Annotated in this window: 39 protein-coding genes; 15 read left to right on the forward strand and 24 right to left on the reverse strand. The window is 46.7% G+C overall.

Translation table 11 applies throughout. The annotated features are described in order from the left end of the window. Positions 1-81: 81 nt before the first annotated feature. The 8 genes from IRJ16_RS14600 to IRJ16_RS14635 all read right to left on the reverse strand — a co-directional run bounded on the left by IRJ16_RS14600 (position 82) and on the right by IRJ16_RS14635 (position 5,888). Positions 82-1,320, reverse strand: a complete 1,239-nt coding sequence (locus IRJ16_RS14600) for an IS110 family RNA-guided transposase (RefSeq protein WP_194112343.1) — start codon at positions 1,318-1,320, stop codon at positions 82-84. Between the two features lie 33 nt (positions 1,321-1,353). After that, positions 1,354-2,133 carry a DUF2490 domain-containing protein gene (locus tag IRJ16_RS14605; protein ID WP_194112344.1) on the reverse strand — a complete coding sequence of 260 codons (780 nt, stop codon included), beginning with the start codon at positions 2,131-2,133 and terminating at the stop codon, positions 1,354-1,356. Between the two features lie 269 nt (positions 2,134-2,402). Continuing rightward, positions 2,403-2,642, reverse strand: coding sequence for a hypothetical protein (locus IRJ16_RS14610; protein WP_194112345.1), 240 nt, complete (start codon positions 2,640-2,642; stop codon positions 2,403-2,405). Then, a complete protein-coding gene (locus IRJ16_RS14615; protein ID WP_194112346.1) occupies positions 2,639-3,037 on the reverse strand; it encodes a DUF5655 domain-containing protein in 399 nt (132 codons plus the stop codon). Before IRJ16_RS14615 ends, IRJ16_RS14610 begins: the two co-directional genes overlap by 4 nt. Before the next feature lie 73 nt (positions 3,038-3,110). Next, entirely contained in the window at positions 3,111-3,719 is a 609-nt protein-coding gene (locus tag IRJ16_RS14620; RefSeq protein WP_194112347.1) for an SOS response-associated peptidase, read from the reverse strand. A gap of 66 nt (positions 3,720-3,785) precedes the next feature. Continuing rightward, on the reverse strand, positions 3,786-4,220 hold the full coding sequence (locus tag IRJ16_RS14625) for a hypothetical protein (protein ID WP_194112348.1): 435 nt from the start codon (positions 4,218-4,220) through the stop codon (positions 3,786-3,788). Then, positions 4,217-5,470, reverse strand: coding sequence for a Y-family DNA polymerase (locus tag IRJ16_RS14630; protein WP_194112349.1), 1,254 nt, complete (start codon positions 5,468-5,470; stop codon positions 4,217-4,219). The genes IRJ16_RS14625 and IRJ16_RS14630 overlap by 4 nt, the downstream gene beginning before the upstream one ends. Beyond that, a complete protein-coding gene (locus IRJ16_RS14635; protein WP_194112350.1) occupies positions 5,454-5,888 on the reverse strand; it encodes a LexA family protein in 435 nt (144 codons plus the stop codon). Before IRJ16_RS14635 ends, IRJ16_RS14630 begins: the two co-directional genes overlap by 17 nt. A 143-nt stretch (positions 5,889-6,031) precedes the next feature. Between IRJ16_RS14635 and IRJ16_RS14640 the strand changes: the two genes are divergently transcribed. Genes IRJ16_RS14640 through IRJ16_RS14660 form a run of 5 tightly spaced genes read left to right on the forward strand, consistent with a single transcriptional unit; the run spans position 6,032 to position 8,760 of the window. Next, on the forward strand, positions 6,032-6,280 hold the full coding sequence (locus IRJ16_RS14640) for a hypothetical protein (RefSeq protein ID WP_194112351.1): 249 nt from the start codon (positions 6,032-6,034) through the stop codon (positions 6,278-6,280). Positions 6,281-6,301: 21 nt separating this feature from the next. Then, positions 6,302-6,796, forward strand: coding sequence for a helix-hairpin-helix domain-containing protein (locus tag IRJ16_RS14645; RefSeq protein WP_194112352.1), 495 nt, complete (start codon positions 6,302-6,304; stop codon positions 6,794-6,796). Positions 6,797-6,808: 12 nt separating this feature from the next. Beyond that, on the forward strand, positions 6,809-7,387 hold the full coding sequence (locus IRJ16_RS14650) for an alpha-ketoglutarate-dependent dioxygenase AlkB family protein (protein WP_228080174.1): 579 nt from the start codon (positions 6,809-6,811) through the stop codon (positions 7,385-7,387). 52 nt (positions 7,388-7,439) lie between these two features. Continuing rightward, on the forward strand, positions 7,440-8,531 hold the full coding sequence (locus IRJ16_RS14655) for a S1/P1 nuclease (RefSeq protein ID WP_194112354.1): 1,092 nt from the start codon (positions 7,440-7,442) through the stop codon (positions 8,529-8,531). 1 nt (position 8,532) lies between these two features. Next, positions 8,533-8,760 carry a hypothetical protein gene (locus IRJ16_RS14660; RefSeq protein WP_194112355.1) on the forward strand — a complete coding sequence of 76 codons (228 nt, stop codon included), beginning with the start codon at positions 8,533-8,535 and terminating at the stop codon, positions 8,758-8,760. Here the strand turns inward: IRJ16_RS14660 and arr are convergent. After that, positions 8,757-9,164 (reverse strand): NAD(+)--rifampin ADP-ribosyltransferase, encoded by a 408-nt coding sequence (arr, locus tag IRJ16_RS14665; RefSeq protein ID WP_194112356.1) that lies wholly within the window; start codon positions 9,162-9,164, stop codon positions 8,757-8,759. The two genes, IRJ16_RS14660 and arr, sit on opposite strands and share 4 nt — an antisense overlap. 150 nt (positions 9,165-9,314) lie before the next feature. Between arr and IRJ16_RS14670 the strand changes: the two genes are divergently transcribed. From IRJ16_RS14670 to IRJ16_RS14680, 3 genes are read left to right on the forward strand one after another with little or no spacing between them, the layout of a single operon-like run. Then, positions 9,315-9,677 (forward strand): TraR/DksA family transcriptional regulator, encoded by a 363-nt coding sequence (locus IRJ16_RS14670; protein WP_194112357.1) that lies wholly within the window; start codon positions 9,315-9,317, stop codon positions 9,675-9,677. Further along, positions 9,674-10,150 (forward strand): DUF4385 domain-containing protein, encoded by a 477-nt coding sequence (locus IRJ16_RS14675; protein ID WP_194112358.1) that lies wholly within the window; start codon positions 9,674-9,676, stop codon positions 10,148-10,150. Before IRJ16_RS14670 ends, IRJ16_RS14675 begins: the two co-directional genes overlap by 4 nt. Continuing rightward, the gene (locus IRJ16_RS14680; RefSeq protein ID WP_194112359.1) at positions 10,137-10,283 is read left to right on the forward strand and encodes a DUF2256 domain-containing protein; all 147 of its coding nucleotides are present in this window, start codon (positions 10,137-10,139) and stop codon (positions 10,281-10,283) included. Before IRJ16_RS14675 ends, IRJ16_RS14680 begins: the two co-directional genes overlap by 14 nt. A 38-nt stretch (positions 10,284-10,321) precedes the next feature. Here IRJ16_RS14680 and IRJ16_RS14685 read toward each other — a convergent pair whose 3' ends face one another. Continuing rightward, complete coding sequence (locus tag IRJ16_RS14685; RefSeq protein WP_194112360.1) at positions 10,322-10,681, reverse strand: winged helix-turn-helix transcriptional regulator; 360 nt, start codon at positions 10,679-10,681, stop codon at positions 10,322-10,324. Between the two features lie 126 nt (positions 10,682-10,807). Between IRJ16_RS14685 and IRJ16_RS14690 the strand changes: the two genes are divergently transcribed. Beyond that, positions 10,808-11,605, forward strand: a complete 798-nt coding sequence (locus IRJ16_RS14690) for an SDR family oxidoreductase (protein WP_194112361.1) — start codon at positions 10,808-10,810, stop codon at positions 11,603-11,605. A gap of 32 nt (positions 11,606-11,637) precedes the next feature. On the opposite strand, the gene IRJ16_RS14695 is transcribed toward IRJ16_RS14690, so the two are convergent. The 6 genes from IRJ16_RS14695 to IRJ16_RS14720 form a co-directional block, all read right to left on the reverse strand. Continuing rightward, positions 11,638-12,603, reverse strand: coding sequence for a helix-turn-helix domain-containing protein (locus IRJ16_RS14695; RefSeq protein ID WP_394355216.1), 966 nt, complete (start codon positions 12,601-12,603; stop codon positions 11,638-11,640). 36 nt (positions 12,604-12,639) lie between these two features. Beyond that, positions 12,640-13,410, reverse strand: coding sequence for an SDR family NAD(P)-dependent oxidoreductase (locus IRJ16_RS14700; RefSeq protein ID WP_194112362.1), 771 nt, complete (start codon positions 13,408-13,410; stop codon positions 12,640-12,642). A 125-nt stretch (positions 13,411-13,535) separates the two neighbouring features. Further along, the gene (locus tag IRJ16_RS14705; protein ID WP_194112363.1) at positions 13,536-14,042 is read right to left on the reverse strand and encodes a DinB family protein; all 507 of its coding nucleotides are present in this window, start codon (positions 14,040-14,042) and stop codon (positions 13,536-13,538) included. 10 nt (positions 14,043-14,052) lie between these two features. Continuing rightward, complete coding sequence (locus IRJ16_RS14710) at positions 14,053-14,472, reverse strand: ester cyclase (RefSeq protein WP_228080176.1); 420 nt, start codon at positions 14,470-14,472, stop codon at positions 14,053-14,055. Positions 14,473-14,542: 70 nt separating this feature from the next. After that, positions 14,543-15,415, reverse strand: a complete 873-nt coding sequence (locus IRJ16_RS14715; RefSeq protein ID WP_194112364.1) for a helix-turn-helix domain-containing protein — start codon at positions 15,413-15,415, stop codon at positions 14,543-14,545. Then, positions 15,412-15,795 carry a winged helix-turn-helix transcriptional regulator gene (locus tag IRJ16_RS14720; RefSeq protein ID WP_194112365.1) on the reverse strand — a complete coding sequence of 128 codons (384 nt, stop codon included), beginning with the start codon at positions 15,793-15,795 and terminating at the stop codon, positions 15,412-15,414. Before IRJ16_RS14720 ends, IRJ16_RS14715 begins: the two co-directional genes overlap by 4 nt. 137 nt (positions 15,796-15,932) lie before the next feature. Between IRJ16_RS14720 and IRJ16_RS14725 the strand changes: the two genes are divergently transcribed. The 4 genes from IRJ16_RS14725 (at position 15,933) to IRJ16_RS14740 (ending at position 18,944) form a co-directional block, all read left to right on the forward strand. Beyond that, complete coding sequence (locus IRJ16_RS14725; protein ID WP_194112366.1) at positions 15,933-16,730, forward strand: SDR family NAD(P)-dependent oxidoreductase; 798 nt, start codon at positions 15,933-15,935, stop codon at positions 16,728-16,730. Between the two features lie 19 nt (positions 16,731-16,749). Then, positions 16,750-17,109: a DoxX family protein gene (locus tag IRJ16_RS14730; protein ID WP_194112367.1), complete on the forward strand. Its 360-nt coding sequence runs from the start codon at positions 16,750-16,752 to the stop codon at positions 17,107-17,109. 138 nt (positions 17,110-17,247) lie between these two features. Beyond that, positions 17,248-17,988 carry an SDR family oxidoreductase gene (locus tag IRJ16_RS14735; RefSeq protein ID WP_194112368.1) on the forward strand — a complete coding sequence of 247 codons (741 nt, stop codon included), beginning with the start codon at positions 17,248-17,250 and terminating at the stop codon, positions 17,986-17,988. Between the two features lie 47 nt (positions 17,989-18,035). Further along, positions 18,036-18,944 (forward strand): helix-turn-helix domain-containing protein, encoded by a 909-nt coding sequence (locus IRJ16_RS14740; RefSeq protein ID WP_228080178.1) that lies wholly within the window; start codon positions 18,036-18,038, stop codon positions 18,942-18,944. A gap of 1 nt (position 18,945) precedes the next feature. Here the strand turns inward: IRJ16_RS14740 and IRJ16_RS14745 are convergent, their stop codons facing one another. The 8 genes from IRJ16_RS14745 to IRJ16_RS14780 form a co-directional block, all read right to left on the reverse strand. Continuing rightward, the gene (locus IRJ16_RS14745) at positions 18,946-19,521 is read right to left on the reverse strand and encodes a Crp/Fnr family transcriptional regulator (RefSeq protein WP_194112369.1); all 576 of its coding nucleotides are present in this window, start codon (positions 19,519-19,521) and stop codon (positions 18,946-18,948) included. A 17-nt stretch (positions 19,522-19,538) separates the two neighbouring features. After that, entirely contained in the window at positions 19,539-19,892 is a 354-nt protein-coding gene (locus IRJ16_RS14750; RefSeq protein WP_194112370.1) for a DUF1330 domain-containing protein, read from the reverse strand. Between the two features lie 10 nt (positions 19,893-19,902). Then, on the reverse strand, positions 19,903-20,259 hold the full coding sequence (locus IRJ16_RS14755) for a nuclear transport factor 2 family protein (protein WP_194112371.1): 357 nt from the start codon (positions 20,257-20,259) through the stop codon (positions 19,903-19,905). Between the two features lie 76 nt (positions 20,260-20,335). Next, positions 20,336-21,244, reverse strand: a complete 909-nt coding sequence (locus IRJ16_RS14760) for a helix-turn-helix domain-containing protein (RefSeq protein WP_194112372.1) — start codon at positions 21,242-21,244, stop codon at positions 20,336-20,338. 14 nt (positions 21,245-21,258) lie between these two features. Next, the gene (locus IRJ16_RS14765) at positions 21,259-21,612 is read right to left on the reverse strand and encodes a hypothetical protein (protein WP_194112373.1); all 354 of its coding nucleotides are present in this window, start codon (positions 21,610-21,612) and stop codon (positions 21,259-21,261) included. 2 nt (positions 21,613-21,614) lie between these two features. Then, positions 21,615-21,815: a hypothetical protein gene (locus IRJ16_RS14770; RefSeq protein WP_194112374.1), complete on the reverse strand. Its 201-nt coding sequence runs from the start codon at positions 21,813-21,815 to the stop codon at positions 21,615-21,617. Positions 21,816-21,835: 20 nt separating this feature from the next. Next, positions 21,836-22,270: a DUF2147 domain-containing protein gene (locus tag IRJ16_RS14775; protein ID WP_194112375.1), complete on the reverse strand. Its 435-nt coding sequence runs from the start codon at positions 22,268-22,270 to the stop codon at positions 21,836-21,838. Then, positions 22,267-23,070 (reverse strand): SDR family oxidoreductase, encoded by an 804-nt coding sequence (locus tag IRJ16_RS14780; protein WP_194112376.1) that lies wholly within the window; start codon positions 23,068-23,070, stop codon positions 22,267-22,269. Before IRJ16_RS14780 ends, IRJ16_RS14775 begins: the two co-directional genes overlap by 4 nt. Positions 23,071-23,283: 213 nt before the next feature. Here IRJ16_RS14780 and IRJ16_RS14785 point away from each other — a divergent pair, with 213 nt between their 5' ends. Continuing rightward, a complete protein-coding gene (locus IRJ16_RS14785) occupies positions 23,284-24,123 on the forward strand; it encodes a chromate resistance protein ChrB domain-containing protein (protein WP_194112377.1) in 840 nt (279 codons plus the stop codon). Positions 24,124-24,206: 83 nt separating this feature from the next. After that, positions 24,207-24,713 carry a hypothetical protein gene (locus IRJ16_RS14790; protein WP_194112378.1) on the forward strand — a complete coding sequence of 169 codons (507 nt, stop codon included), beginning with the start codon at positions 24,207-24,209 and terminating at the stop codon, positions 24,711-24,713.

Raw genomic sequence — 24,713 nt, forward strand, 5'->3', positions numbered from 1 at the left:
AGCCTGGGCGCTATCTATAAGTTTGGCAGCTTAGGTTTCAGACTGTTATTTCTATTACCTTTTCCGTCCTTTTAAGTTCGTTCAATCGGTGTTTGTATTTGGCCAGGCCAATCTTGATTGATGATACAATGCGGCTTTTGCCTGCAAGTCTACAAAATGTGCAATGCCTTTTTCCTGGTAAACGGTCAACGTTTCTAATGTTTTGTAAACCACTTTAAGTAATCTTCTTGCTACTGCAACAATCGCCTTTTGCGCTTTCATCCGTTTGCGTAGCTTATCAAATAACGCATGCCAATAAGACTTTTTTATTCTGACGGCAGCCCATGCTGCACCGACTATAGCAACACGTAGGTAGTTGTTTCCTTTTCGAATGGCTGTATTCATACGCTTTCCGGCACTTTCATTATTCCCGGGTGCGATACCGCACCATGCGGTAAAGTGATCTGCGGTTGGGAAGCGGCTCATGTCGTTGCCTGCTTCACTGATTATGATTTCTGCTGACTTGACACCTATCCCGCTGATACTGTCGAGGCAATGAAATGCTTCTGCGTAATGTTGGGCAATAATTTCGTTGATTGAGGTGTCTAAAAAGTCGATCTGTTTTTGAACATGATCGTAATCGTTCAGCAACATTTGAAGTTGCGTATGATGATACGGCTGTAATGTGCCGTCCAATGCCTTGATAAGCAATTCTTTCTTTTCCTTAACTTTTCCTCTGGCACAATTTAAAAGCTGTTCATGATCGGTTACGCCTTTGGCTAACAAGCGGATCATGTCCATTGCCGACAATGTATTGATTGAACTTATTACAGACCGCAATTTAATATTGTTGCTTTCCAATATTTTCAGCAACCTGTTCCGAATACGGTTAAGCTGCCATGTGTAAAACAGCCGGTTCCGACAATAATCCCTAATAATCCTTTGTGTAAAGTCAGGCATAAAGCTTGGCCTGACCAATCCGTGCAATAATAAAGTACAAAGCCATTTAGCATCCTTTCGGTCGGTCTTTCGCTTGGGCATTTGCTTGATATGAACGGGATTTGCAACTACAACCTCAATTCCGGCCTCTACCAATATCGCGTATAAACTCATCCAGTAAATCCCCGTGCTTTCCATTAAACAGTGCCCGACATCGTTTTCCTGTAGCCAGTCCCTAATCTCTTTGAGTTCGCAGGTGAATGTACCGAACTCTCGGAGTTTCTGATCGCCGCCATCTTTTGAAGAAATAAAACCAACGATCTTGTCTTTGTGCATGTCAAGTCCGCAGGCTTTATCCAACTGTGGCCTGATGTTCACATCTTCATTAACTTGCTGTTTCATAGACTATTGTTTTGTTGTCTATAAATAACGGTTTTAACCTTTGGCTTGGTGTCTTTTAAATTGAGAAAACAGATTATCGAATGTTACGATCATCCAGAGCGCATTTGCGTTATCAAACTCTTTACCGGAAATGCGGCTCTGCCTGATGTTCAGATAGCTTGCACTGAATTTGATGTTCTTAACTACTTCATAAGCAAACCCGAAGCTAATACGGTTCTGGTCAAATACATTAGGATTGCTTTTAACCGCTTCTCCAAACTGAATGAACACTTCGTCCGACACAAAAACTGACAAAGGCTTTTCATCGGAAATCACATGTAGCAGGGGCTTTTCAAATTTTAACATATAACGCACCCGCCAGTTCGGCAGATAATCACCATTATATTTGAGATCACGCATGCGATATTCTAAACTGTAACGATTGCTGTAGTTAAATAGTCGTGATTTCTGTTCGTTTTCTGCCCTTAGTGAAATACGGTATTCTTTAACACCTTCATCCTTAACCTCTGATGGGGCATTATAAAAAAGATGAGAATCGAAATAGCCTACAGGCGACAACGATACGCGGGTTGTTTTGGATAGCGTGTAACTCAACCACGGCCAAATGCTAAAAAAGTGTGGTGCAGAAAATATATTGCCTGTTCCTGCGTCTTGTGTCCGTTTTTGTAGGAATACCTCCCATTTCAGTTTGCTATTAATGGTATCGGCTAATACAACCCGTGCCCAAAAAACGCCATGATTATAGGTCTTTTGACCGTAAGAAACAGATGCAATAACGCAAGCAAGTAATGTGATGATAAGGTGCTTTTTCAATGTCTATAAAATTAGTAGACAAAAATAATCGAAAATAGCGAACTGCCTAAACTGTTTGCATTTTTATCAGCGCGGGTGTTTTCTTTAAATCATGAAACTTAGGTTAAAGGTCCCCGGCAGCGAGTGTTCGGGGACTTTTATTTTTCCTTGATACGGGGGTAAAACTTATTTTTCCCGCTAATACTGAAGACAATTTTGAGCACATCGAGCAGATGTAAAATGCCTGCATGCACAAGATGTAAATTTACTGACCGAGTTGATGAGCGCAGTTAGGTGTTCGTCTGACCCAGTTTAACATAAGCCGCCAGCGAGGATAAAGCGGTGAATGCCCGGCATCGGGTGATCCGGTTGTTATCGCCGTCATAAAACACTTCAGCATAAAAATCCGGGTGGCTATACAATGCGACCTTCAATCCTTTCTCCAGACGTACATCAATAAAATTGCCGTTAACGGCTACTGAGGTTTTTTCTTCAGGGGAAAGTGTATTGAATTCGTCAAGCGTCATCATAATTCGTAAGATTCCCTAAGATAGACAAACAAACCCGGACGGATGTCATCCAGTTGTGAGACCCGGATGTGATTTTCGAACTTTTTACCCGCTGCCACACTTTTAATGACCGGTTTTTCCGGATGCGGCACGTTGGAATAAAATTTCAGGTCAAGTTCTTTTTTCATGGGCCGGATAATAAGGAAACCCACCCGCCGGGTAAAAACAATGCAATTGGGCGTTACGCCGATCAACACTTTTGGCCAGTCCGCTACTTCGGCCAGGATCCTGTCAAAGACAAGCACCAGTTCCGCTGAACGTCCCTCAAATAAGCTATCCAGACTGACCCGTGCGCAATAATGGCGGTAGTCTGCCCAGGGCAGTTCGCGGTCACATGTCGGGCAGGTCCAACTCATAATGATGAAACCCTATGGCGGGCAACTTGTTTATTAATAGTTCAGTTCAGGAAATAGCGATCCTGATCCCGAGTTAAGATCTCGCCTGTTCCACTGTGATCTTTAATGTTTCGGGTAAACAGGGTCTGCTTTGCAAAAACGCAGCACGTTCTGTTCCCGTCAGGCCTTTATCCAGCCACGTTTTGATATCACCGCGCTCAAGTATCGCCGGCATCCGATCATGGATCTCGGCCATCGCACGATTGGGTGGCATGGTGATCATGGCGAACGTGGGTATCAATAACGTAGTGGGTATGTCCATCCAGATATCCCAAAGACCTGCGATGTAGAAAGGTTTGCCATCGACGCGCTCTACCCGGTATAGTTTTTCCTGCTCTTTATTGTATTCGAAAAAGGCCTGGATGCGGATCACGCAATGCTTCCTGCCCAACAGGTCTTTCCACGTTTTTCTGTTATGCAGATTTTCAATCCTGGCGTGTTTATACTTATCATGGATCTTGTCATCCTCCGGGGTTAAAAGGCCCCAGCGGAACTGCTGCACCTTATCAGGCATCGCGTCCGTTACTACCGGTAACATTGAACCCGGATTACCTGTGCCATTCGGTTTGGGTTTGAACTGGCGGCCGTCCCGGCCGGTGATCACAATATCTTTTTGTTCGCCAACTAATACTCTTCCACACATAGTCAAAAATTAACGAACAAAAATACTAATTATTTTAGTAATTAATATTTTTACGTTCTAAATAATTTAGTCGGTTCTTTTGTAAGCGTAATACCAATCTTCTTCTTTCGAAGATAGTGGCTTAAGGACCCGGCTATCGAATTTCTCATCCATGAAGAACGTTTTCCAATGGCTTGATTCGGAGACCATATGCCTTACCGTAATGGTAATAGTAAGATCAGACCTGCCGGAACGTTTGAGACCTGCCGCCAGCACGATACAAACCTTTCTTACGAACTCGTCGATATTAGCCTTTTTAGCTTCAGGGGGATAAAAAACTTCTTTATAATATTCCGGCTCGAACCGCCTGAGGTCAATAGACAAGCCCCTGTTAGGATGGAACTCGAAAAGGTATTGCAGATCATACTGCGTGATCTTATGCAGGAGTTTGCTGTTGTTCCAGACCCAGGTCATCAGTTCTCTTTTCAGTTCCTCAAAAAATTTTCCTGCGTAATAACTCATTTGGCGACGACGATATCCCTCCAGTTAGTGGTGTATTGTTTACTCAGAAATTCCTGCTTCATTTTCCAGGTCTTCGCATAACCTTCAGCAGCGACCCGCAGTGCACCGCGCCCGTAACGGGCATTTATGTCATCCATGAGGCCACTAAGCGCCTGCTGCTTGCTGTTGTCATAATTGCTGAACAGGTTATACTGCACTTCACCTGCCGGAATGATCCCGGTAGCCCTGACGCCGGTCTTCAGGTAATTATACCCGGGCTGATAGATGGCCCTCAGAGCCTGCACACAGATCCGCGTCAACTCCTGGGTGCTATTGGTAGCGAACGAGACCTTCACCGTGATGCTCGGGTAATGCTGGTCATGCGTCACGTTATGTTTATTGGTGCGGAGGTAAATGGTCAGGGCCATGGCCATACTTTTTTGCTGCCGGAGTTTAACGGCCACGGTCGCCGCGTGCATCGCTGTGGCTTCCTCGATCTGGCCCAGTTCGGTCTGGTAAGTATTAAAGCTTTGGCTTGACTCGATGCCCTTGGAGCGATCGGCCACATCTTTGATCACATTGCAGGGTTTGCCCCACAACTCCTGGTGCAGCCGCCAGCCCTGTACGGTCATGTGCTGACGCACAAGATCCGGTTTCAACCTGCGGAAATCTTCCGCGGTGGTCACACCCAGTTCCGTTAACTTTTCATAGTATTGCCGTCCCACGCCCCAGACATCTTCGATCGGGAAAGTTCTGACCACCTCATCGATCTTACTTTCCGTATCCAGTACCAGGAAGTTACGGCCCATTTTTTTGGATGCTTTATTGGCCAGCTTAGCCAGCGCCATCGTGGGACCTACGCCTACGGTGATCGAGAGGCCGGTGTCTCTCATCACATTCCGGCTGATCGTGGCCACGTGCTTTTCAAGATCTATCGCTTTGATATTACCCAGTGCCAGGAATGCTTCGTCGATACTGTACACCATCAGCATATAGGTATAACGTGCGAGGTTATTCATCATCCGGGCACTCATATCTGCATAGAGGGCGTAGTTGCTGCTGAAAATTACCGCATCATGTTCTTTCAGGGTCTTTCGTACCAGGAATTCCGCGTCACCCATTTTAAGCCCGATGGCTTTGGCTTCGTTGCTCCGGGCAATGACGCAGCCGTCATTATTCGAAAGCACAACGACCACTTTACCGCGTAAAGATGGGTTGAACAGCGTTTCGCAGCTTACATAGCAATTATTGATATCAACATGCGCAAACACGGCCGTACCTCCCTGTTTTTTGCTGCGGTTGTAACAGCGGGTTCAGCGTTAGCATGACCACACCCCAGCATTCCCATTTTTGTTCATCTTCAACGATAACGCTGTCCGCCTGCGTATTTGCTTTTAAAACCAACCTGTTCTTTTCAGGACAGTATTCACGCACGTAAAAGTCGCCTTCATGAAAAAACACAACGATGCAACCGGAAACCGGTGATAAGGACCGGTCGATGATCAGGATGTGGTCTTCCAGGATATGATAAGCGGTCATGGCTTCACTGCCCATGCGCATGTAATAGGTATTGTCCGGATCTATCACGATAATATCGGTGACATCAAGGGTGGGTTCCTCATGTGTAAGCATCGGCAGGCGGAAGCCCAGCACATCTCTTTTTGTCGCCTGTTTTTTGATCCTTAACATGAATTTTTCTTTTTGAAGCCTCAAAATTATGGAAAGGTTTTTTACATTTGCTAATAATTTTAGTAAATAAATATTCCTGTGAGCTGTGACCAATGGAGGTATAGTGACGGGTTACCATTTGAAGATCAAGGATGTTACAGTTCATGACCACAGAGATGAAGGCCTGGCTTAAACACCGGGACGGCAGCAGCAATGTGATCCGCATCTTACCAGATAGGAATGGTCCGGCTGCACAATTTTATCTGCTGTTCACTGCCTATGATGCATACCCCGCGGATCTGGGCAGGATCTTATTTGATGCGGACGGATACTGGATTTATGACGGGGATGAACTAAAGGTAGAGCAGCAGGAACAGGTCGCCGGAATGATCATGGGAACTGCAAGGAGATAAATAAGCTGATCAGAAACTGATATGAAAAAGAACATTGATCTCGAACTGACCAGTGCTGAAAAACAGCAACTGAGAGAACGAAAAGTAAGCCTGAAAGCATTGCGGGATCATGCCCCCGATGAGATCGCGGCTATGATAAATGCTTCAGCAGAGCGGACTAAGGAGTTGTTTGCCCTGATCGAATTTCAAAGTATTCCCTCACTCGGGCTCGGTTTCGCAAAGGAGCTGATCGTCCAGGGCTATTACGCACTCGATCAATTGAAAGGTAAGAGCGCGGTTGAATTATTTGATGCCTATGAGATGCACTGCGGTTGCTGGGCGGACCCGTGTGTGGAAGATTCTTATCGGCTGTTGGTTCATTACATTGAACACCGGGATGAAAGCAAGCGCTGGTGGGATTTTACGAAAGACCGTAAAGCTTATCGTGCGGAGTTCGGCTTTCCCGCCGACCGGCCGGTAGTCGCCTGGTACGAGACGGGAAAATACCCGAAGGCAGACGCATACATGAAAGGATAAAATATGGAACAAATGGCATTATTTCCGGAAGCCGGCCAGAGTAAAGGTCTGCCTAAAAATTTCCTGGAATATTTTCCGGAACTGATCGGGGCGCTCCAAGGCCGTCAACTCCTGAAGAAGTTCATTGAGAAAACACCCTGGAAGCAGACCATTCAAAAACTATGGGATAAAGAATATTTGACACCGCGTCTGACCTGCTGGTATGGCGAAACGGACCGTATAGCGGGAACGTTACCCTGGACACCGGAGTTACAGGCAATCCGTGACATAGTCGAGCCATTAGCAGGCATCAGTTTTAATACGGTTTTACTGAACTACTATCGCGACGGCAACGATTCGGTGGCCTGGCACAGCGATAAAGAAAGCATCATGGGCAGCCAGCCGGTGATCGCTTCCGTGAGTTTTGGCGAGGTACGCAGTTTTGATATCCGTAATAAAGCCGATCATTCGGAAAAATATTCCGTGCGGCTCGAACATGGCTCATTCCTGTTAATGAAAAGCGGGTTACAGGAAAACTGGGAACATCGCATCGCCAAATCAAATAAACCAATGAAGGCCCGGATCAACCTGACGTTTCGTTCGGTGATCTGATATTTTACCAACAATATTAATTTTTAAATCAACCCTGAATTATCTTAGCAGCATGAAGAAACTGTCCGTTATTTGCCTTTTAGGTCTTTCGATCACCCTGATCTCATGGGGATTCAAAGGTCATCGCGCCATCGCTACCATCGCACAGAAACACCTCAGCAGCAATACTGCATACGTGGTTTCGGCTTATCTGAAAGGCGAAGGCATGGCGGATGTGGCGACCTGGGCAGACGAGAATAAGAACCCCAAAACCGCAGCCTGGCATTACGTGAATCTGCCCTTGGGGTTGACCCGTGAGGCATTTGTAAAAGCAATTAGTGAGAGTGATAATAATGTTTATACGGCCATCCTTAAAACGGAAGCGCAATTAAAAGATAAGAACTTATCCTCAGAACAAAAGTATGAGGCATTGAAATACCTGATCCATTTGGTGGGCGACGCGCACCAGCCCATGCACGTTTCCCGTAAAGAAGATAAGGGAGGTAATACGATCCAGGTACGCTTTGACAACAAAGGCACCAATCTGCATAGCCTTTGGGATAGCAAACTGATCGATCACGAAGGTTTGAGTGAGAGCGATATAGCTAAAAATTATGATGTGGCGACAGGCACTGAGATCAAACAATGGCAATCGGACAGCCCGATGGAATGGCTTTGGGAAAGCTACCAGATCAGCAGCGAACTGTATATGAATACAAAGCCCGGCCAGCAGATCGACGAGGCTTATTACCAAAAATATATTACGGTCATCCGTAAACGCGTGGACCAGGCTGGCATCCGCCTGGCAGGTGAACTGAATAAGCTTTTTAATTCAGCTACGCCACCGACCGCTACCACGGCAACGGCAGTGCCGCAAGTGGCCGCTACCGTTACGAACATCAAGTTAGAGGATGTGAAAAATGCCATAGGCAAAACGGTTACGACGCAAGGCAAAGTGTTTAGCAGCAAGGATATCGGAAGCATGGTACTGGTTAACTTAGGCGCGGCTTATCCGAATCAAATGCTGACCGTTGCACTCAAAGGTAAAGCCAAAGAACTCGGCGCTCAACTGGAAAACAAAATGATCACGGTGGAAGGTGACGTCATCGATTATAAAGGTAAACCTGAGATCATCATTACCGACCCGGCCAAGATCAAATTCTGATATGAACGAGCCATTTCTTTTGACCGTCAAATATGCAGGATCTGAACACGAACTTAAAGCACGTTTTGAGCGATGGGGATATACCCATCGCATCGCTGTGCTGATCGATGAAGAAACGGTGATCTTCGAGCCTGACGAAGAAGGCAGCTACCGGGCGCTCGGCAATTCGACCGCGCCGGTCGGCCTGATGCAGGCTATCGCCGAGAAGCTGCGGGCTTTGCAATCTTAATCCTCGATCGCTTCGATACCCTGCTCCTTTAGTTTTTGCAAGGTACTTGTCATGGAAGCTATTTGTTCTGAGGAGTGTCCCTGCCAGATGGTAACCTCACCCACAACTTTAAAAGGCTGCTTAGAACGGTAAGACATGGTCGGATTACCGGGAAATTTCTTATCGGTCAGGTTCGGGTCGTCTTCAAGTGTGCCGGTCGGTTCTACCAGATATATCCTTTCCGGGCCGTCGCCGACCGCTAATTCCGCACCCCAAACCGCAGGATCGAGTGTAGCGGCGAGGTAGATGTATTTGGCTCGGTTCCTTTGACCGTAATTGGAAGGAACCCCGACTTCGATAAGGTCGCCCATTTTAAGATCAGCTTTTGTCCCGTGGAAATAAGTTTGTGAAAATGGTGTATGCATTTCCGAAAATAGCACGTCAAAACCTGTGTACGGCAGGATCGCAACTATATTTTTTCAGATGCAATAGCATTCCGGTCAAGACGTTATCTTTACAACAGGCAAAAGGAAATCCTTGATCCAACAAATCACCATCCTGCGTGTTTATGCCGCATGGAAACCACCAAACACCGTTATTCAGATACCGAACTTGAGGATTTTAGAACACTCATTGAAAACAAGCTGACCGCCGCTAAAGAAGAAATGGCCCATTTAAGTACCTCGTTAAGCCAGTCAGACGCCGATGGCGCTTTTCATACCCTGGAAGATGGCGCGGCTACGCTGGAAAAAGAGACCAATCATCAGATGGCCGGCCGCCAAAAGAAATTCATCGAACAGTTAGAAGCAGCTTTAGGAAGGATAGCAAATAAAACTTACGGAGTTTGCCGTACTACGGGTAAACTGATCCAAAAGGAGAGGCTGATGGCCGTTCCGCATACCACGCAAAGTATGGAAGCAAAAATGCGTCAGAATTGAAACCGTCCTACATCGATTTTGACAACTCCGGATATGACTGGAAACCTGATATCGATTACCGGGCACATCCAGAATTTTACCATGTAGGCAAGGGAGAACAGGGCGTATTGATCTGCGAGCCTTATAAAAGCGAAATCGGGAAATTCTGGCGATTTAAAACAGTGGCCATCGCCGAAGAAAGCAGCCGTAAGATATTTGATTTGTTTAACAATTACCTGGATAAAGATGATTTTGTTGGTGCGGATATGGCACGCAAATACCTCCAGATGGGTTATACCCGTGCACGCCGCTATGCCAATTACAAAGGCGGCAAAAAATACGATGCTGACCATAATTATAAGCCATTGGAGCGCGGGACGGGTGATCCGGAAAAGGCTGCGGCAGCAGCCGTGTTCTATGATAAATACAAAGCAGCCGAGGCAGAGCCAAAGTATGCTACCCTAAAAAAGCAATGGAAGCATGAACGGGGTTAAAAAACAGAACCTTCCTGAAAAGCTATGCGCTACCTGTGGTAAGCCTTTTACCTGGCGCAAGAAATGGGAAAAGGTTTGGGAAGAAGTGAAATACTGCTCTGAAAGATGCAGGCGTCAGAAAGCCGACCGCTGAAAGGCAGGGATCTCCACAGAAGATGATTCCTTTCAAGATCATCGGATGACAGGGTCCCAAACGGACCTGTGGGCCGGATCCTCAATTTGGGCACCCCAGTCATGCATCGCTTTCAGTACCGGAATAAGTGTTTTTCCAAGCTCACTTAGTTCATATTCAACACGTGGCGGCTTTTCCATGTAACTGTGACGGATAATCAAACCGTCCTCTTCCAATTCCTTCAGTTGCTGGCTCAATATCTTGCGGGAAATGTCGGGCATTTGTACGGCGAGTTTGCCGAACCGCACTTTTACACCTGTCAATATTCTGATCAGCACGATGGGTTTCCATTTTCCCCCGATATATCCCATAGTACGGACAACCGCACAGTTATCCGGGTTTTGCATCATCTTTCTCATTAGTTACCTCTTTGTTACCACTAATTGCCTTTAGTTACGAGTTTGTAACCACTAATCCGTTCTGCTTCGAGACAGACCTGCTCAGGCTTTAGTTTCTTTGCGAAACAAAAGTAATAATTATTAAACATGAGTGATCAACAATTACAGGGCAGAGACCTTGAAGGAAAAATTGCATTAGTAACAGGTGGCACAAAAGGGATAGGTAAAGCGATCACCGCACGCCTGCTGTCAGCAGGCGCAACTGTGGTCGTAACAGCACGGAACGAGCCGGAAGAAGTGGACAATTCCTATCATTTTATTGCAGCAGACCTATCAAAAGCTGACGAGGTGGCGAAAGTTGCGACCGAGATCAGTAACAAATTTGGTGGTGTCGATATCCTGATCAATAACATGGGGGCGAACACATTTCCGGGAGGTGGATTCAGCGCATTAAACGACGAACATTGGTACCAGGCGCTGGAGGTCAATCTGCTGTCTTCAGTACGTTTAGACCGCGCTTTGTTACCTAAAATGCTGGAAAAGAAAAGCGGCGTGATCATTCACATCTCGTCAACCAGCGGGCAATTTCCGATCTGGGAATCTACCATGGCCTACAGCGCGGCAAAAAGCGCTTTGAATACGTACAGCAAGTCATTAGCTGACGAGGCCGGGCCGCATGGCATCAGGGTAAATACCGTATCGCCGGGATTGACCAAAACAGAGGCGATGTCCAGCTTTTTGACCGATCTGGCGGGACAGGCCGGGATAACATTTGAAGAGATGACCCAAAAGCTGTTCGACCGGGTTGGCGGCGTGCCGCTGGGCAGAATGGCCGAGCCGGAAGAAACCGCGGAACTGGTATACTTCCTGGTATCTCCAAAAGGGTCGTATATCACCGGGGCAAATTATTTTATTGATGGCGGGAACTTCCCGGTAGTCAAATAATGATCATGAACCTGCGGGTAGAAATCTTTAGGTCAGTTAAAAGACGATCTGAATTGTACAGGAGATAGATTTGTCTTTGTTTTGAAAAGGCGACTGAAAGACTGTGAATGCTCAAAGCCTAAAGAAAAGGCAACTTCACTGATGGTCAGGTTGGTAGTAGACAGCAATTCCTTGGACCGCTCGATCAGTTTATGATGGATATGCTGCTGGGCGTTCAATCCGGTGAGCGAACGCAGCATATCACTTAAATAGTTGGGTGTGTAATTCAATTGCTCTGCCAGCTCCTGCACAGTCGGAAGACCACGGTTAACAGGTTCCCGATCTTTGAATCTGGTATTGAGCAGTTTTTCAAATTGCTGAAGCAGATCGTTCGTAGCTGCCTGGCGCGTCAGGAACTGACGCTTATAAAAGCGCTTAGCGTAGCTTAATAATAGCTCAATTTGAGCGATGACCACTTCGTGGCTGAAATCATCTATGCGGCTGTTAAGTTCGTCTTCGATGATCATAAAAATGGACGACACAGTTGCCCGTTCTTTTTCAGACAAGTGTAGTGCCTCATTTGAAGCATAGGAAAAGAAACCATATTGTTTGATCTTGACAGCAAGCGGATAACCCTGAAGAAAATCCTGGTGAAAGATCAGCGAATACCCTTCATTGCCCTTATAGATCGCCGTACTTCCGACGATCTGACCGGGTGCTGTAAAGACCATACTTCCTTCATCAAAATCATAATAACCTTGCCCATACCTGAACTGGCCACCTAATTTACTGACAAAAGATATTTTGTAAAGCGTGGTTACATAACTGACCGGAAGTTTGCTCAAGTTGATGCGTTCTTCGCGGGTATCCAGCAACGTGATCAGCGGATGAGCCGGTCCGGGAATACCCAGCATACGGTGTATCTCGGTGATCGACCCTAACCTGACAACTTTTGGCGTAACGTTCTTCATAATGTAAGGTAATAAATATGACCAGATCCGGTAACAGGATATGGTCATATCTGAATTTACAAATAAGGTTAATTCTGAGGTTTGTTACCACGGCAACGGGCCTTCAGGTCCTGTAAATCCGCCCGTAGGGCCGTCCGTCTCCAAAGCCACGCGAACAGGCTCGCGCGAGCCGACCTCTAAACTATCCGTTCCCTGAAAATTATTTAGTGCGGTAGCCGTATAACCCGGGCTGGTCGAGTTTACTTTAATACCTTCTTTTTCCAATTCCAGGGCAAAGGCTACGGTAACAGCATTCAGGGCTGTTTTAGAAGCTGCGTAAACGATCCCGAAATGCTCTCTGGCCCAGCATTCAGGGTCTGAGATCCAGGTCAGTGAACCCAGTCCGCTGGATACGTTGACGATACGTGCCGACGTCGATTTGCGTAGTAAAGGCAAGGCAGCCTGCGTCATGGCGATAACGCCGAACACATTGGTCTCCCAAACGGTGCGGACTTCATCCAGTGAAACGTTCACAGCCCTCCCTGTACTCATCAGTTCCTCCGGGTTTTTAGGCGCTGTCCCGCCATGAGAAATACCGGCGTTATTGACGAGCAGGTCAAGTCTGCCGTATTCCTTCCCGATACGTTCGACCGCCGAATTAATAGTTAATTGCTGCGTTACATCCAGTTGGATAGCTTTCGCATTTTCGCCGATCTTTAAAACTGCTTTTTCACCGTTCTCCAATTTACGTGAACCCACGTATACAATATAGCCATTAGCTGCAAGTGCTTTAGCAATTTCGTTACCTACGCCCTGGTTCGCGCCGGTTACCAGTGCGACCGGTTGGTTGTTCGTTGATGATGTCTGATCTTCCATAAGAATAAATGAATAGTATGTAAGCAAAAGTAGCTATTCATCCTGTTGACAGCGTAACCAAAACAAGGACATTTGTAACCAAACCCAAGATCATCGATCCTACAGAATGCTCTATTTTGAAAAAGTCAGAGAAGATCAGCATGAAGAATGTGATAGGTCGCCAGATCTATGGAGGAAAAGTGGCTGTAACCAGCCTGGCGCAAGAGGGTCACCAGTTGCCCCCGATGATACGTCGAATGGTTAACAATATGGGCAAATGTTTGATAGTACCGCATCTGTCCGGTGTTGCCATTGGGATAGATGAAACTGACCGGTCGCATAAGTTCTTCTTCCGGATGACTATTGATATAGCTTTCCAACCCGTTAGACGCTGCCGTCCAGATCGCTAATAATTCGTTTTTCGTGCCCGTAAAATTTGCTGACAGGTAAACCGGATCAGCCGCACCGGTCCAAAAATTTATCCAGATCTTTTCAGCGCTGGCGATGTGTACAGCGGTTTGTTTGATACTTGAAAAGCTGCTTTTGTTTACCAGTTCCCATTGCTCGTCAGTGATCTGGCTCAGCCAATCCATTGCCTTTTGATCTGCCCAGCTGTTATAAGCTGCCAGATCAGTAAAATATTGTTTCAACATGGCTTTTTGCTTAAGCCTTTGCTAATGTGGCAAGGAGTTCCGGTAAGGTAGTAATACCCCAGTGTTCAACATATCTGCCGTCTTTGATCCTTACCATGTCTATCACTTCGATACTGATGGTTTGTCCGGTTGCAGGCACCCCTAACAATTGCCCCGTTTGCTTACCGCTGATGGTCTTGCGGGTAGTGACCATATCGCCTTCGGCTACCTGGTCGTGGATGATCACTTTCAGATCAGGTATTGCCGGGCGTAAGGCCTCGTTGAAGAACCAGATCATTCCCTGTGGTCCATTATCCATACCGGCCGGGGCCGACCGGTTGATGAAATTTTCGTCCATAAGTGCGTTAAAACTGTCGACATTTCCCTGTCCGATCACTTCCTGATTAAAGCGACGCACTACTGCTTTATTGTTTTCGATCATCGTTTCCATATTTATGTTGTTTGATGATACAAAGGTACCGGCCGTTAGCAGGTGCGGGTTAGGGCCGGACGTTCAGACGTTACGGCACACCGTTCAATTGCTGCTGCTGGTAATCGCTCGGCGTATGACCAAAATGGTTACGGAAGGCCTCCGAAAAACTGGAATGATTTTGATAACCAACTTTCAGGTAAACACCTGACGGACTTTCTCCTCCGGATCGGAGCAATTCGGCAGCCATCTCCAGCTTTCGGTTGAGCAGCCATTTTTGAGGAGTGTTATGATAGATCTCGCTAAACCGTCTTTTAAAGGTGGACGTGCTCATGTGGCAAAGGAAGGCCAGTTCATCTACGGTGATCAGCTGACCAACGTGACTTTCCACCACTTTTTTGATCTGCAGTTGTTCCTTATCTTTCGTAATGATCTGTATCGCCCGGAACCGCTCGGGGTCGAAATGTAAAAGATACAAAAGCAGTTCTTCGAGCTTGATGGATCTGACCGCTGACGGTAATTCACTTCCCGCGGTCATCAATGATTGTATTGAAGCGATAAAATGTTTGATAAAGTTATCTTGTTTAAAAATGAGGAAGGGCTGTTTGCCCCTTAATGGTGTAACGGTTTGCAGCAAGTGATCGTACTTGATCAGGAACCGGTTAAACAACTCGTTACTGAAGTAGAACAGGATGCTGCTGAACTGCTGCCCACCCGTCAAAAGCTCGGATGTGAGGACGTTCCCGGTCGATAAAACCACAAGTTCACCCGCATTTACCAAGGCCGTTGCATCCGCGTAAACAACGGTCTTGGTGCCGCTGACCAGCAGGTTGATCATGTTCTGATTTAAGACGATCCTGTTCTTAACGGAATCCTGCCCGGAGGTGTAGGAACGGATCACGACCTCATCCGCAGCATTGGGAGATCCGTTTAATATATCATCTGGTAGATAAAAGGTATTCATACAGCCACCGCCTTTTCATAACGTTCCCGGGAAGCTTTGATCTCGGGCATATTGGTATTTGCCCAATCATACAAATGCATCAGCGGCGTTACGAGGCTTTCACCCAGCGGGGTTAAAGCATATTCCACCTTCGGCGGGATCTGTGCATACATCTTCCTGGTCAACAGTCCGTCGGCTTCCAGCATTTTCAGGGTAACGGTCAGCATTTTCTGTGAGATCCCGTCGATCAGCTGGTGCAGTTCGTTAAAGCGCAGCGTGCCGTGATCTGATAGCATGATCACCGTCAGCATCGACCATTTATCACCCACCCGGTTCAAAACATCTTTTACCGGGCAGTTGTCACGGTCGTTCTCACATTTTCTTGAAATTTCTTTTTTCATATCCGCCTCATTTTCAATAACAGTTACTTGTGAGTAAGTGTCTGACTTTCAAGTGCCTTCTTGTTTTAAGATGATTCACTCCTTAGCTTTGACTTACTTAAAGTAAGTTAATCAACAAAAGTAATAAAAAGAATATCATGGATCTGAATTTGAAAGGAAAAAGAGCGCTGGTCACCGGTTCCAGCGCGGGTTTGGGTGAAGCCATCGCACGCCTACTGGCTGCCGAAGGTGCTGAGGTCATCGTTCATGGCCGTAACGAGGATCGTGCGGCAGCGGTAACAAATAGTATTAATGATACCGATGGGCGGGCTATTTATGTGTTAGGCGATCTGTCGACAGATGAAGGTGCGGACGCCGTTGCAAACGGTGTATTAGCAGGCGGACCGGTAGATATACTGGTGAATAACGCGGGCGCTTACACGCCGAGGCGCTGGCTGCAGGTGAGCGTAAGCGACTGGAGCGACAGCTATAATGTGAATGTGCTGGCGTATGTGCGTATGATACACCGTTTGCTGCCCGCCATGAAAATCCTGGGCTGGGGCCGGATGATCCAGATCGGTTCCTCGGGCGGCATTGAGCCCTTTGCCCTGCAGCCGGATTATCTGGCGGCTACCGCTGCCCGTCATAATCTCACCGTATCGCTGGCCCGCGAACTGAAAGGCACAGGCATCACTTCAAACACGATAGCTCCCGGCCCTATGCTGGTCGAGAACACGCGAAATATGCTCATGAATATGGCCGGGCAATACGGCTGGGGCGATAACTGGGCCGACATTGAACGCAATGCGGTTGAACAATTCGTGCAGAACGATGTGGGACGTTTCGGCAGACCCGAGGAAGTTGCGGCTGCCGTTGCTTACTTAGCCAGCCCTATGGCCGATTATGTGTCCGGTGCTTTATTGCGTGTGGACGGCGGGCATACCAGATCTGTTTAACCTTTATTAAAGTATTATCATGAATAACAAAACCAAAAAGATCATCGGCTGGACATTCAGCGGGATGGTCCTGCTGCTGATAGCCGCCTCGGCGATCGACAAGATCAGCGGCAGTGCGCACTCCTTGGAGATGACCCGGTTCTTTGGTATCACCCCTCCCGTATACCGCCTGCTGGGTATCATAGAGCTAACGTCGGTCATTCTATTCATGTTCCCAAGAACAGGAGTGCTCGGCTTGTTGCTCTTATCGTCCTATTTGGGCGGTGCCATCGCCACACATCTACAGCATGGGCAAAGTTTGATCTTCCCGGCTGCTATAGAAGCCTTGATCTGGATAACCGCACTGATCCGTTACCCGCAGTTAAGGCGACAGTTGTGAGCCGGCGTTTTATAAGTCTGACGAACCGGAATAGGAATACGTTGTGGTCAGCCTGATAAGATCACGATCGGCCAAAACGACTACACATCCGGCAATTTCGGCTACAACAACCTTTATCCGTTTCCTGAACTTTGCTTTATGAAAAACGGAATTAAAGATAAAGTAGTAGCCATAACAGGTGCAAGTAGTGGCATCGGTAAAGCAACGGCGGAGATATTGGCCGCTCAGGGTGCAAAAGTGATTTTAGGGGCCCGCCGGACAGACCAGTTGAAAACGATAGTTCAAACCATTGAACAAAACGGTGGCGAGGCTGCTTTTTTGGAAGTAGATGTCAGCCGCCGTGAAGACGTGGCGAAACTGACGTCATTAGCTTTAGAGCGCTTTGGCAGGCTTGATGTGATGATCAATAACGCGGGCATCAGCCAGTTATATAAAATGGAGGAACTGGACGTGGAGAGCTGGGAACAGATGATCGATGTTAACCTGAAAGGCACCTTGTATGGGATCGCTGCGGCATTACCCATTTTTAAGGGACAAGGCTCTGGCCACATCGTCAATGTGATCTCCACGGCTGGCATCAGCATTGTGCCCACGATGGGTGTTTATGCCGGAACCAAGAACGCGGTACGTACCATTAGCCAAGCATTACGCCAGGAATCGCAGGGGCGGTGGCGGGTAACTGGTATCTCACCCGGCTATGTAGCTACCGAATTTGCAAGCAATATCAAAAACGAGGAAGTTAGAAATACCATTCAGCAAAATGCCGATCAAATGGCCGTTCCCGCTGAAGCAATTGCCGGGGCGATCGCTTACGCCATTGAGCAACCAGACAATGTTGACGTGGGTGATATTGTGATCCGCCCGACAGTTCAGGGTTAATGAGTATCTTTATATTTATTAATAAAGTCGAACATCATCAAGCGTAAATGGAAAAGCCGTTAAAGTTTAATAGTGTAACTGATCTGATGCGCAGGTTGAAGTTATATCCGCCAGCACATCCGATGATCACACTGGTAAACTACGATCGGGTAAAGATCGACCTAAGTGATGCCGGCAGCTGGTTCATGCTCGACTTTTATAAGATCACTTTCAAAAAAGACTTCAATGGCAGCGTTAAATACGGGCCGGGTACGTATGATTTCAAAGATGGCGGTATGGCTTTTTTAGCACCGGGCCAGGTCGTTCAAATGAGTTCCGATCCCGGGGACTATCAGGGTTACGCCTTATATTTCCATCCCGGCCTGTTAGATGGTCATGCGCTGGCGCAGGGTATTCATAACTATGGCTTCTTTGATTATGCGGTATCCGAGGCACTGTTCCTGTCGGTGAAAGAAAAACAGATCATGGAATCGCTTTTTAAGGCTGTCGCAATAGAACTGGATGATCATATTGACCAGTTCAGCGAGAACGTACTGGTATCGCAATTGGAACTTTTGCTCAATCATAGCAATCGTTTTTACAACCGGCAGTTCCTGACCCGGAAGAACATGCACCATGACCTGATCAGCCGGATGAACCTTTGGCTGAATGACCGCTTCGAGGGTAGTGATATGGTCATTAACGGTTTACCTTCGCCACAGGAGATCGCAACGCATTTGAATGTGTCCCAGCGTTATCTTTCAGATATGCTTAAAACACTCACCGGTAAGACCACACAACAGCATATCCACCTGGCACTGATCGAGAAAGCGAAAGTATTACTGAACCAAACAAGCCTGACCACGGCAGAGATCGCTTATCATTTGGGTTTTGAGCATCCGCAATCATTCAATAAACTGTTCAAACAGCGCACCAGTGTTTCGCCTGTACAGTTCCGGCGTGATCAGCTGAACTAGATCATAAGTCCCTTTCCTTGCGCATCATGCTCAAAAATGCAGCCGTTATGCCCAAGTAACTGGCAATGTGCTTTTGTGATATGCGTTGTTCGAGTCCAGGGTAATGCCTGTGGAATTCGCGGTAACGCTGTTCGGCGGTTTTTGAAAGGTTAGACGTAACACGCCGCTGAAACATATCAAAGCCGTTTTGCGTGAGGATTCGAAAAAAACGCTCGAACCTGGGTAACTCGTTAAATAACCGTTCGAGTGCAGGCAAGCTAAAGTAACACACTTCTGTATCTTCCAATGCCTGGATGGAGTTGGTGGCCCGTTTCGCTTTAAAAAAACTTACAATATCGCAAGCCCACCAGTTCTCCGGATAAAAGCAAAGGTTGTGTTCCTGTCCGTCCTTATCGGTGTGGTACATGCGCAGGCAACCTTTGTTAATAAAATAGATATGCCGTTCAATCTCGCCCGGACGCAGCAGTATGCTGCGTTTGGTCACTTTCTTAATTTGCAATAAGGCAAGCACTTGCTCCTTTTCTTCCGGAGCAAGTGCTATATGCAGGGCAAAATTAGACAGGATGAGTTCTGACATATCAGCAAGTATAACTTTTAAAAGTCGATTTGGCGCGTCATGAACAATTTCAGTTCCGCTGTTCCGGCCTCGCGAAGCGGGTTAGCTATTTCGTGATAGATCTCGCTTTGCGCGATAGTTGCGAATGCCTCGGCACTTGGATATTCTACCACTACGATCTCGTCCCATTGCTCATGCTCATCGGCAACAATATTAGCGACGACCTCACTCACTAGTTTTACAGTGACCCCTTCAATGCCCAGTTGCTGCACCACCTGGTTAAATGCGGGTATATACTGTTCAAAATAGACCTTTTTGTCCCTGAACCTGATCATGTTCAGCATCAATACGGGCCCTTGGCCCGGCTCGATATTTGGCAATGTTATTTTCATGATCTCTTGTTTAAAAAAAGCCTACGATACGGGTAATGCGGTTCTCGCCGTCAAATTCAAAATAATCCATACCCTCAACCGGGTAGCCTTCGGGCCGGATGGCCAGCCAGCGAAAGCGGCCGCTCTGGTGATGAACCTGTGGTTCTGCCAGTACCTGAAATGTTCTGGGGCCCATTTGTTCGTATGAACTGATGATCAGGTCGGTGATCGCATCCGGCCCGGTAATGGTATCTGTCAGGCGATCGGTATAAGTACCGCCTGGTGCCCAGCACTTGCTGATCTTTTCCCCGATAGCTTCCCGTTCGGTCTCATTCCAGGCACTTGTATAAGTAAGGATGGTCTTTTCGATGTTTTTGTTGTTTTCCATAAAGCAAAGGTCGCTGGCCTGTGCCGGAAAAAAGTTCAGGTAGTTGAAGAGTTTACACTGAATGCGACTTGTCTGGTCAATTGAATGAAGCCCTGAATTCCAGCGGTGAGCGTTTCGTTTTGCTTTTAAATAACTTGTTAAAAGACTGGGAATGCTCAAATCCCAAACTATAGGCAATCTCGCTAACTGATAATTCTGTATTGGAAAGCTTTTCCTTAGCCTTTTCGATCAGCTTTTCGTGAATGATCTGCTGAGTGGTTTGCCCGGTGAGCTGTTTCAAAAGGCTACTCAGATATTTGGGTGAGATGTTCAGCGTATCAGCCATATACTGCACGGTAGGTGCGCCCTTTGATAACAAAGCTTCATCACCAAGATATGCGCTCAATGTTTCTTCCAACCGCTCCAGTATCTTGTGGTTCGTTATCTTACGGGTGATAAACTGGCGCTGGTAAAAACGCTCTGCGTAATTCAGCAGTGTTTCCAGATTCGCAATAATGATATCCTGACTGAATTTATCGATGTTGGAATGATATTCATTTCTGATATTTCTGACAATATCATTAATAACCGTTTCTTCTTTATCAGAAAGGAACAGCGCTTCATGGGTCGCATAACCGAAGTATTCGTATTTTTTGATCCTAGATGCAAGTAATGTATTCCAAAGAAAATCGGGGTGAATAAAAAGCATCCAGCCTTCCAGATTCGGCGGCACACCGTTCTCTTCACCACGCAAAACCTGGCCGGGAGACATGAATCCCATTAACCCTTCATCAAAGTCATATTTCTGCTGGCCATAAAAAAGATTATTGCAGCCCCTTTTCATAGATATCACATACAGATCGAAGATAACGGCATCGATATCGTGGTCATTTTTTAGCCCTTTCAGGTCAACGATGCTGATCAGCGGATGATGGGGCTTGGGCAGTCCCATTAAGCGGTGTATCTCAGTTATAGATCGTATCCTGTATGGCTTAGCAGTTGGCATATTGCAAGTTAGTTTTAATTTTTGAATGGATATTTCAACCAGATCATCAACAAGGGCATGATCAGGAACGGGATCTCGATCAATACCATTTTGATGTTCCCGGCCCGCAAGGCCAGCCCCATGATCAGAACGATAGATACGGCGTTGAGCATATTACCCAGAAAAAAAGTTTTCGGGATGAGTAAAAGCACACCTATGGCAATGGCCAGGAAGACGAAGACCGGAACTGCCGCCTTACTGATCCCCAGGCCTGTCATCATTTTAAGCGCGTCGGGATTGGTCTGGTAGTGAGCCGTATCCCAGGCATGCTTAAAGCTAAGCGATACGGAAATGATCAGTAATAATAAAGAAATGATATTTTTTGCCATAACTATTTCAAGATATGTGTATTGATGATATAACTCATGACCAGTGCCATGGGTACGCCGATCATGGCGCTGGTCAATGCTCTTCTCGCTTTGTTGGGATATTGCTTCCTGTGCTTAAAATACAGGAAAAAGCCTACAGGGGGCATGGCGTTGCAAACCATAAACCAAGATCTCGACAGTTCGTCTTTAGGTATATTTTTCATGTTCATTATTTTGTAAGTATCTATTGAACGCGTTTCCATTTAAAGGTCTTTCCCAGCATCGGAACACCTTTGTATCCACGTGTTTCCAGCTCGTTAACGCTAATAAGTTTTCCTTTCAGGTTATAGGTATTGCCATCCTGTACGCTGTACAATTTACCGTCTTCGTATTCACCGTCCTTATAGATAAGCGCGGTAATATGGGTCAGGCCTTGTACCGGCCTGTCTTTAAGCCTTGCATCGGGATTCTTGATGTCTTTCTTTGAGGTTTTGCCATCAGCCTCGAACATATCCTTCGACCACAAGAGTTTGGCCGAATAGGTATTCCCCGATTTATAGACATCTATTTTATAGTCACTACATTGCCAGGTGCCTAATATCTGGTCGGCGGATAGCTTTTGGGCGAAGGAAGTCATAGCTGCGAACAGCAGGATGACAGATAGGGTCATTCGTTTCATTTCGTTGAGTGGTTTGCGTTTTTATTGAGTTGTTTGAATCTTTCGAATTCTTTGTGACCGAAGTTCATCAGGGCACCCGGAACGATCCTGCTGGCCCATTTGATGACACCGATCAGGAACGGCCGAAGCTCCGGTTTGTCCTTTTGCAGCCCTTCGATAGCCACGTTTACCATTTTATCCACATCCATCGACAATGAAGAATTTGAGTCGGTTGGTAGTACCCAGTCTTTTTGCAGGTTGGTTTTCACGCCAGGGGGGATCATTTCAAAGACCTTTACGCCAGTCCCTTTAAGCTGCAAGCGCAAAGCCTGCGTGTAAGCGCGCACCCCGGCTTTAGACGCGCTATAGACTGGGGCCACCGAAAATGGCATGAACGCTATGCCAGAGGAAACATTTACAATGGCTGCTGATTTTTTATTCACCAGGTGTGGCAGGAACTGGTGCACCATTTGTATGGTGCCCGACAGGTTGATATCGATCTCCCTGGTGATGTTCTCCAGGCTCTTGCCGGTATCCTGCAGATCAAGCAAACGCATTTCACCAGCATTATTGATGAGGATATTGAGATCAGGGAACTGCCGGATGACGTTGTTGTATAGCTGCCTGATGCTCTCAGGGTCACTCACATCACTTTGAAAAACGTGGATACTGGGGAACTGCCTTTGGGTCTCGGTCAGTTTGTTCAGGTCACGCCCGGTGATGATAATATTGGCTCCCTGATCAGTGAGTTGTTTTACCAATTCCCGGCCTATTCCACTGGATCCGCCGGTGATCAGGACCGTGCTGTTTTGTAATTTCATTTTCGCTGTTTTTTGTTACAGCAAATTTGCGGGAAGGCGGGTGATGGAATGTATCCAAAAGTCGCGAAGGTGTAGTAGAATGGAATAATTTGTCTTTCAAAGCGGTTCGATCACTTTGCTATATTCTTATCAAGAATGGTCCTTATTACTCAAGATCGTATGCTAAATTCTGCTTATAGGGGCTAACTTCAGGCAGGTTAAGTACATTTGAGCATGAAATGGATCACCCGTGAACGCCCCAAAATTGACCGGATCGCCTGTCCCTGGTTGCTCAAACGCTTTGTCGACCCTGATGGCGAGATCATTTACGTGCCTTATACGGATGTGTTAACGGAAGCAGAAAGAACGGGCGCCATCCCTTTTGACCTGCCCGATGTAGAGTACAGTCACTACGATGACCAGTGTACCTTTGATTACATCATTAAAAAGCACCAGCTGAAAGACCCAGCGCTTTTCCGTATTGCGGCCATCGTGCGCGGTGCGGATACGGACCGTCATGATTTTGCATCGCAGGCTGCGGGATTAGAAGCGATCTTTTCCGGATTGGCTTATAATATCAAAGACGACCAGGAATTGTTAAAATTGGGTATGGTCATTTATGACGGTCTGTACAGTTGGGCTACGCATTTGTTTAAGAAGAAACATGCGCAGGACGGGCCTGTAGAGGAGTTATTATTGCGGGTGTACCATCAGTATCTTAAACAGGAGAAAGGTAAGAAAGCGCCCGAGTGGGCCGAGACATTGAGAGAGATGATCCAGGATCAATTAGATACGAATATATTTCTGAATTTACAGCAAGCGTCCGAAGAACTGGAGATCAATCCGGCGTACCTGTCCAGGGAGTTCTCCAAATATTTTGACAACCTGAGTTTTGGTGACTATATGCGTAAGGCCCGCATCGAAAAGGCATGTGACCTGATCAAGAAAACTAACCACAGCCTGACCGAGATCGGTTACCTGACCGGCTTTTCCGACCAAAGCCATTTCAACCGGATCTTTAAAAAGTTCACCGGTGAAAGGCCGTCGACCTACAAAAAATCACTCAAAAAGTAAAAATTAGACCAGTAGTTAAATAAATACAATTTTGCTGATCCGATCCTGGATAATCTTGCATGTAAAAAATGTAAGGTTATCTTATGAAAAAAATATCACTCGCAGTCCTGTTACTCATAACAACGATCAGCAGCTATTCGCAAACTGCGCCTTCACAGATCTATCCGAAAATTGCCGGCTATGTCGGCATCCTGCATCCCATTCTCACCTTCAGCAGCACCGGTACGGACACCAATTTCGGCGATCACTATGTAGCAGGCATGCCAGTCGGTATCAACATCTGGAAGAGTCAAAGGATCGGTTTTTCGGCGGAGTTTGTGCCCTCGGTCAGGGCCGAAAACGGCACCAGCAAAATGGCCAACTTTACTTTCCATCCGGGCATATTAGTTGCTTTGGGAAAGGGCTGGACATTTGCGGGACGTGCCGCTTTTGAAACTTCCGGCAGGTACGGTGTAACACCTGTACTGAATAAGACGGTGATCAAAGGCAAAAACAGCAGCCTGTTTGCCGCCGTGCCCTTGCCAGTGCGTTTCGGCAATGACAAACCTACCTCATTCACCATTGGATTTCAATTCGGCATCGCATTTTGA

The sequence above is a fragment of the Mucilaginibacter myungsuensis genome, assembly GCF_015222005.1.
Lineage (GTDB): Bacteria > Bacteroidota > Bacteroidia > Sphingobacteriales > Sphingobacteriaceae > Mucilaginibacter > Mucilaginibacter myungsuensis.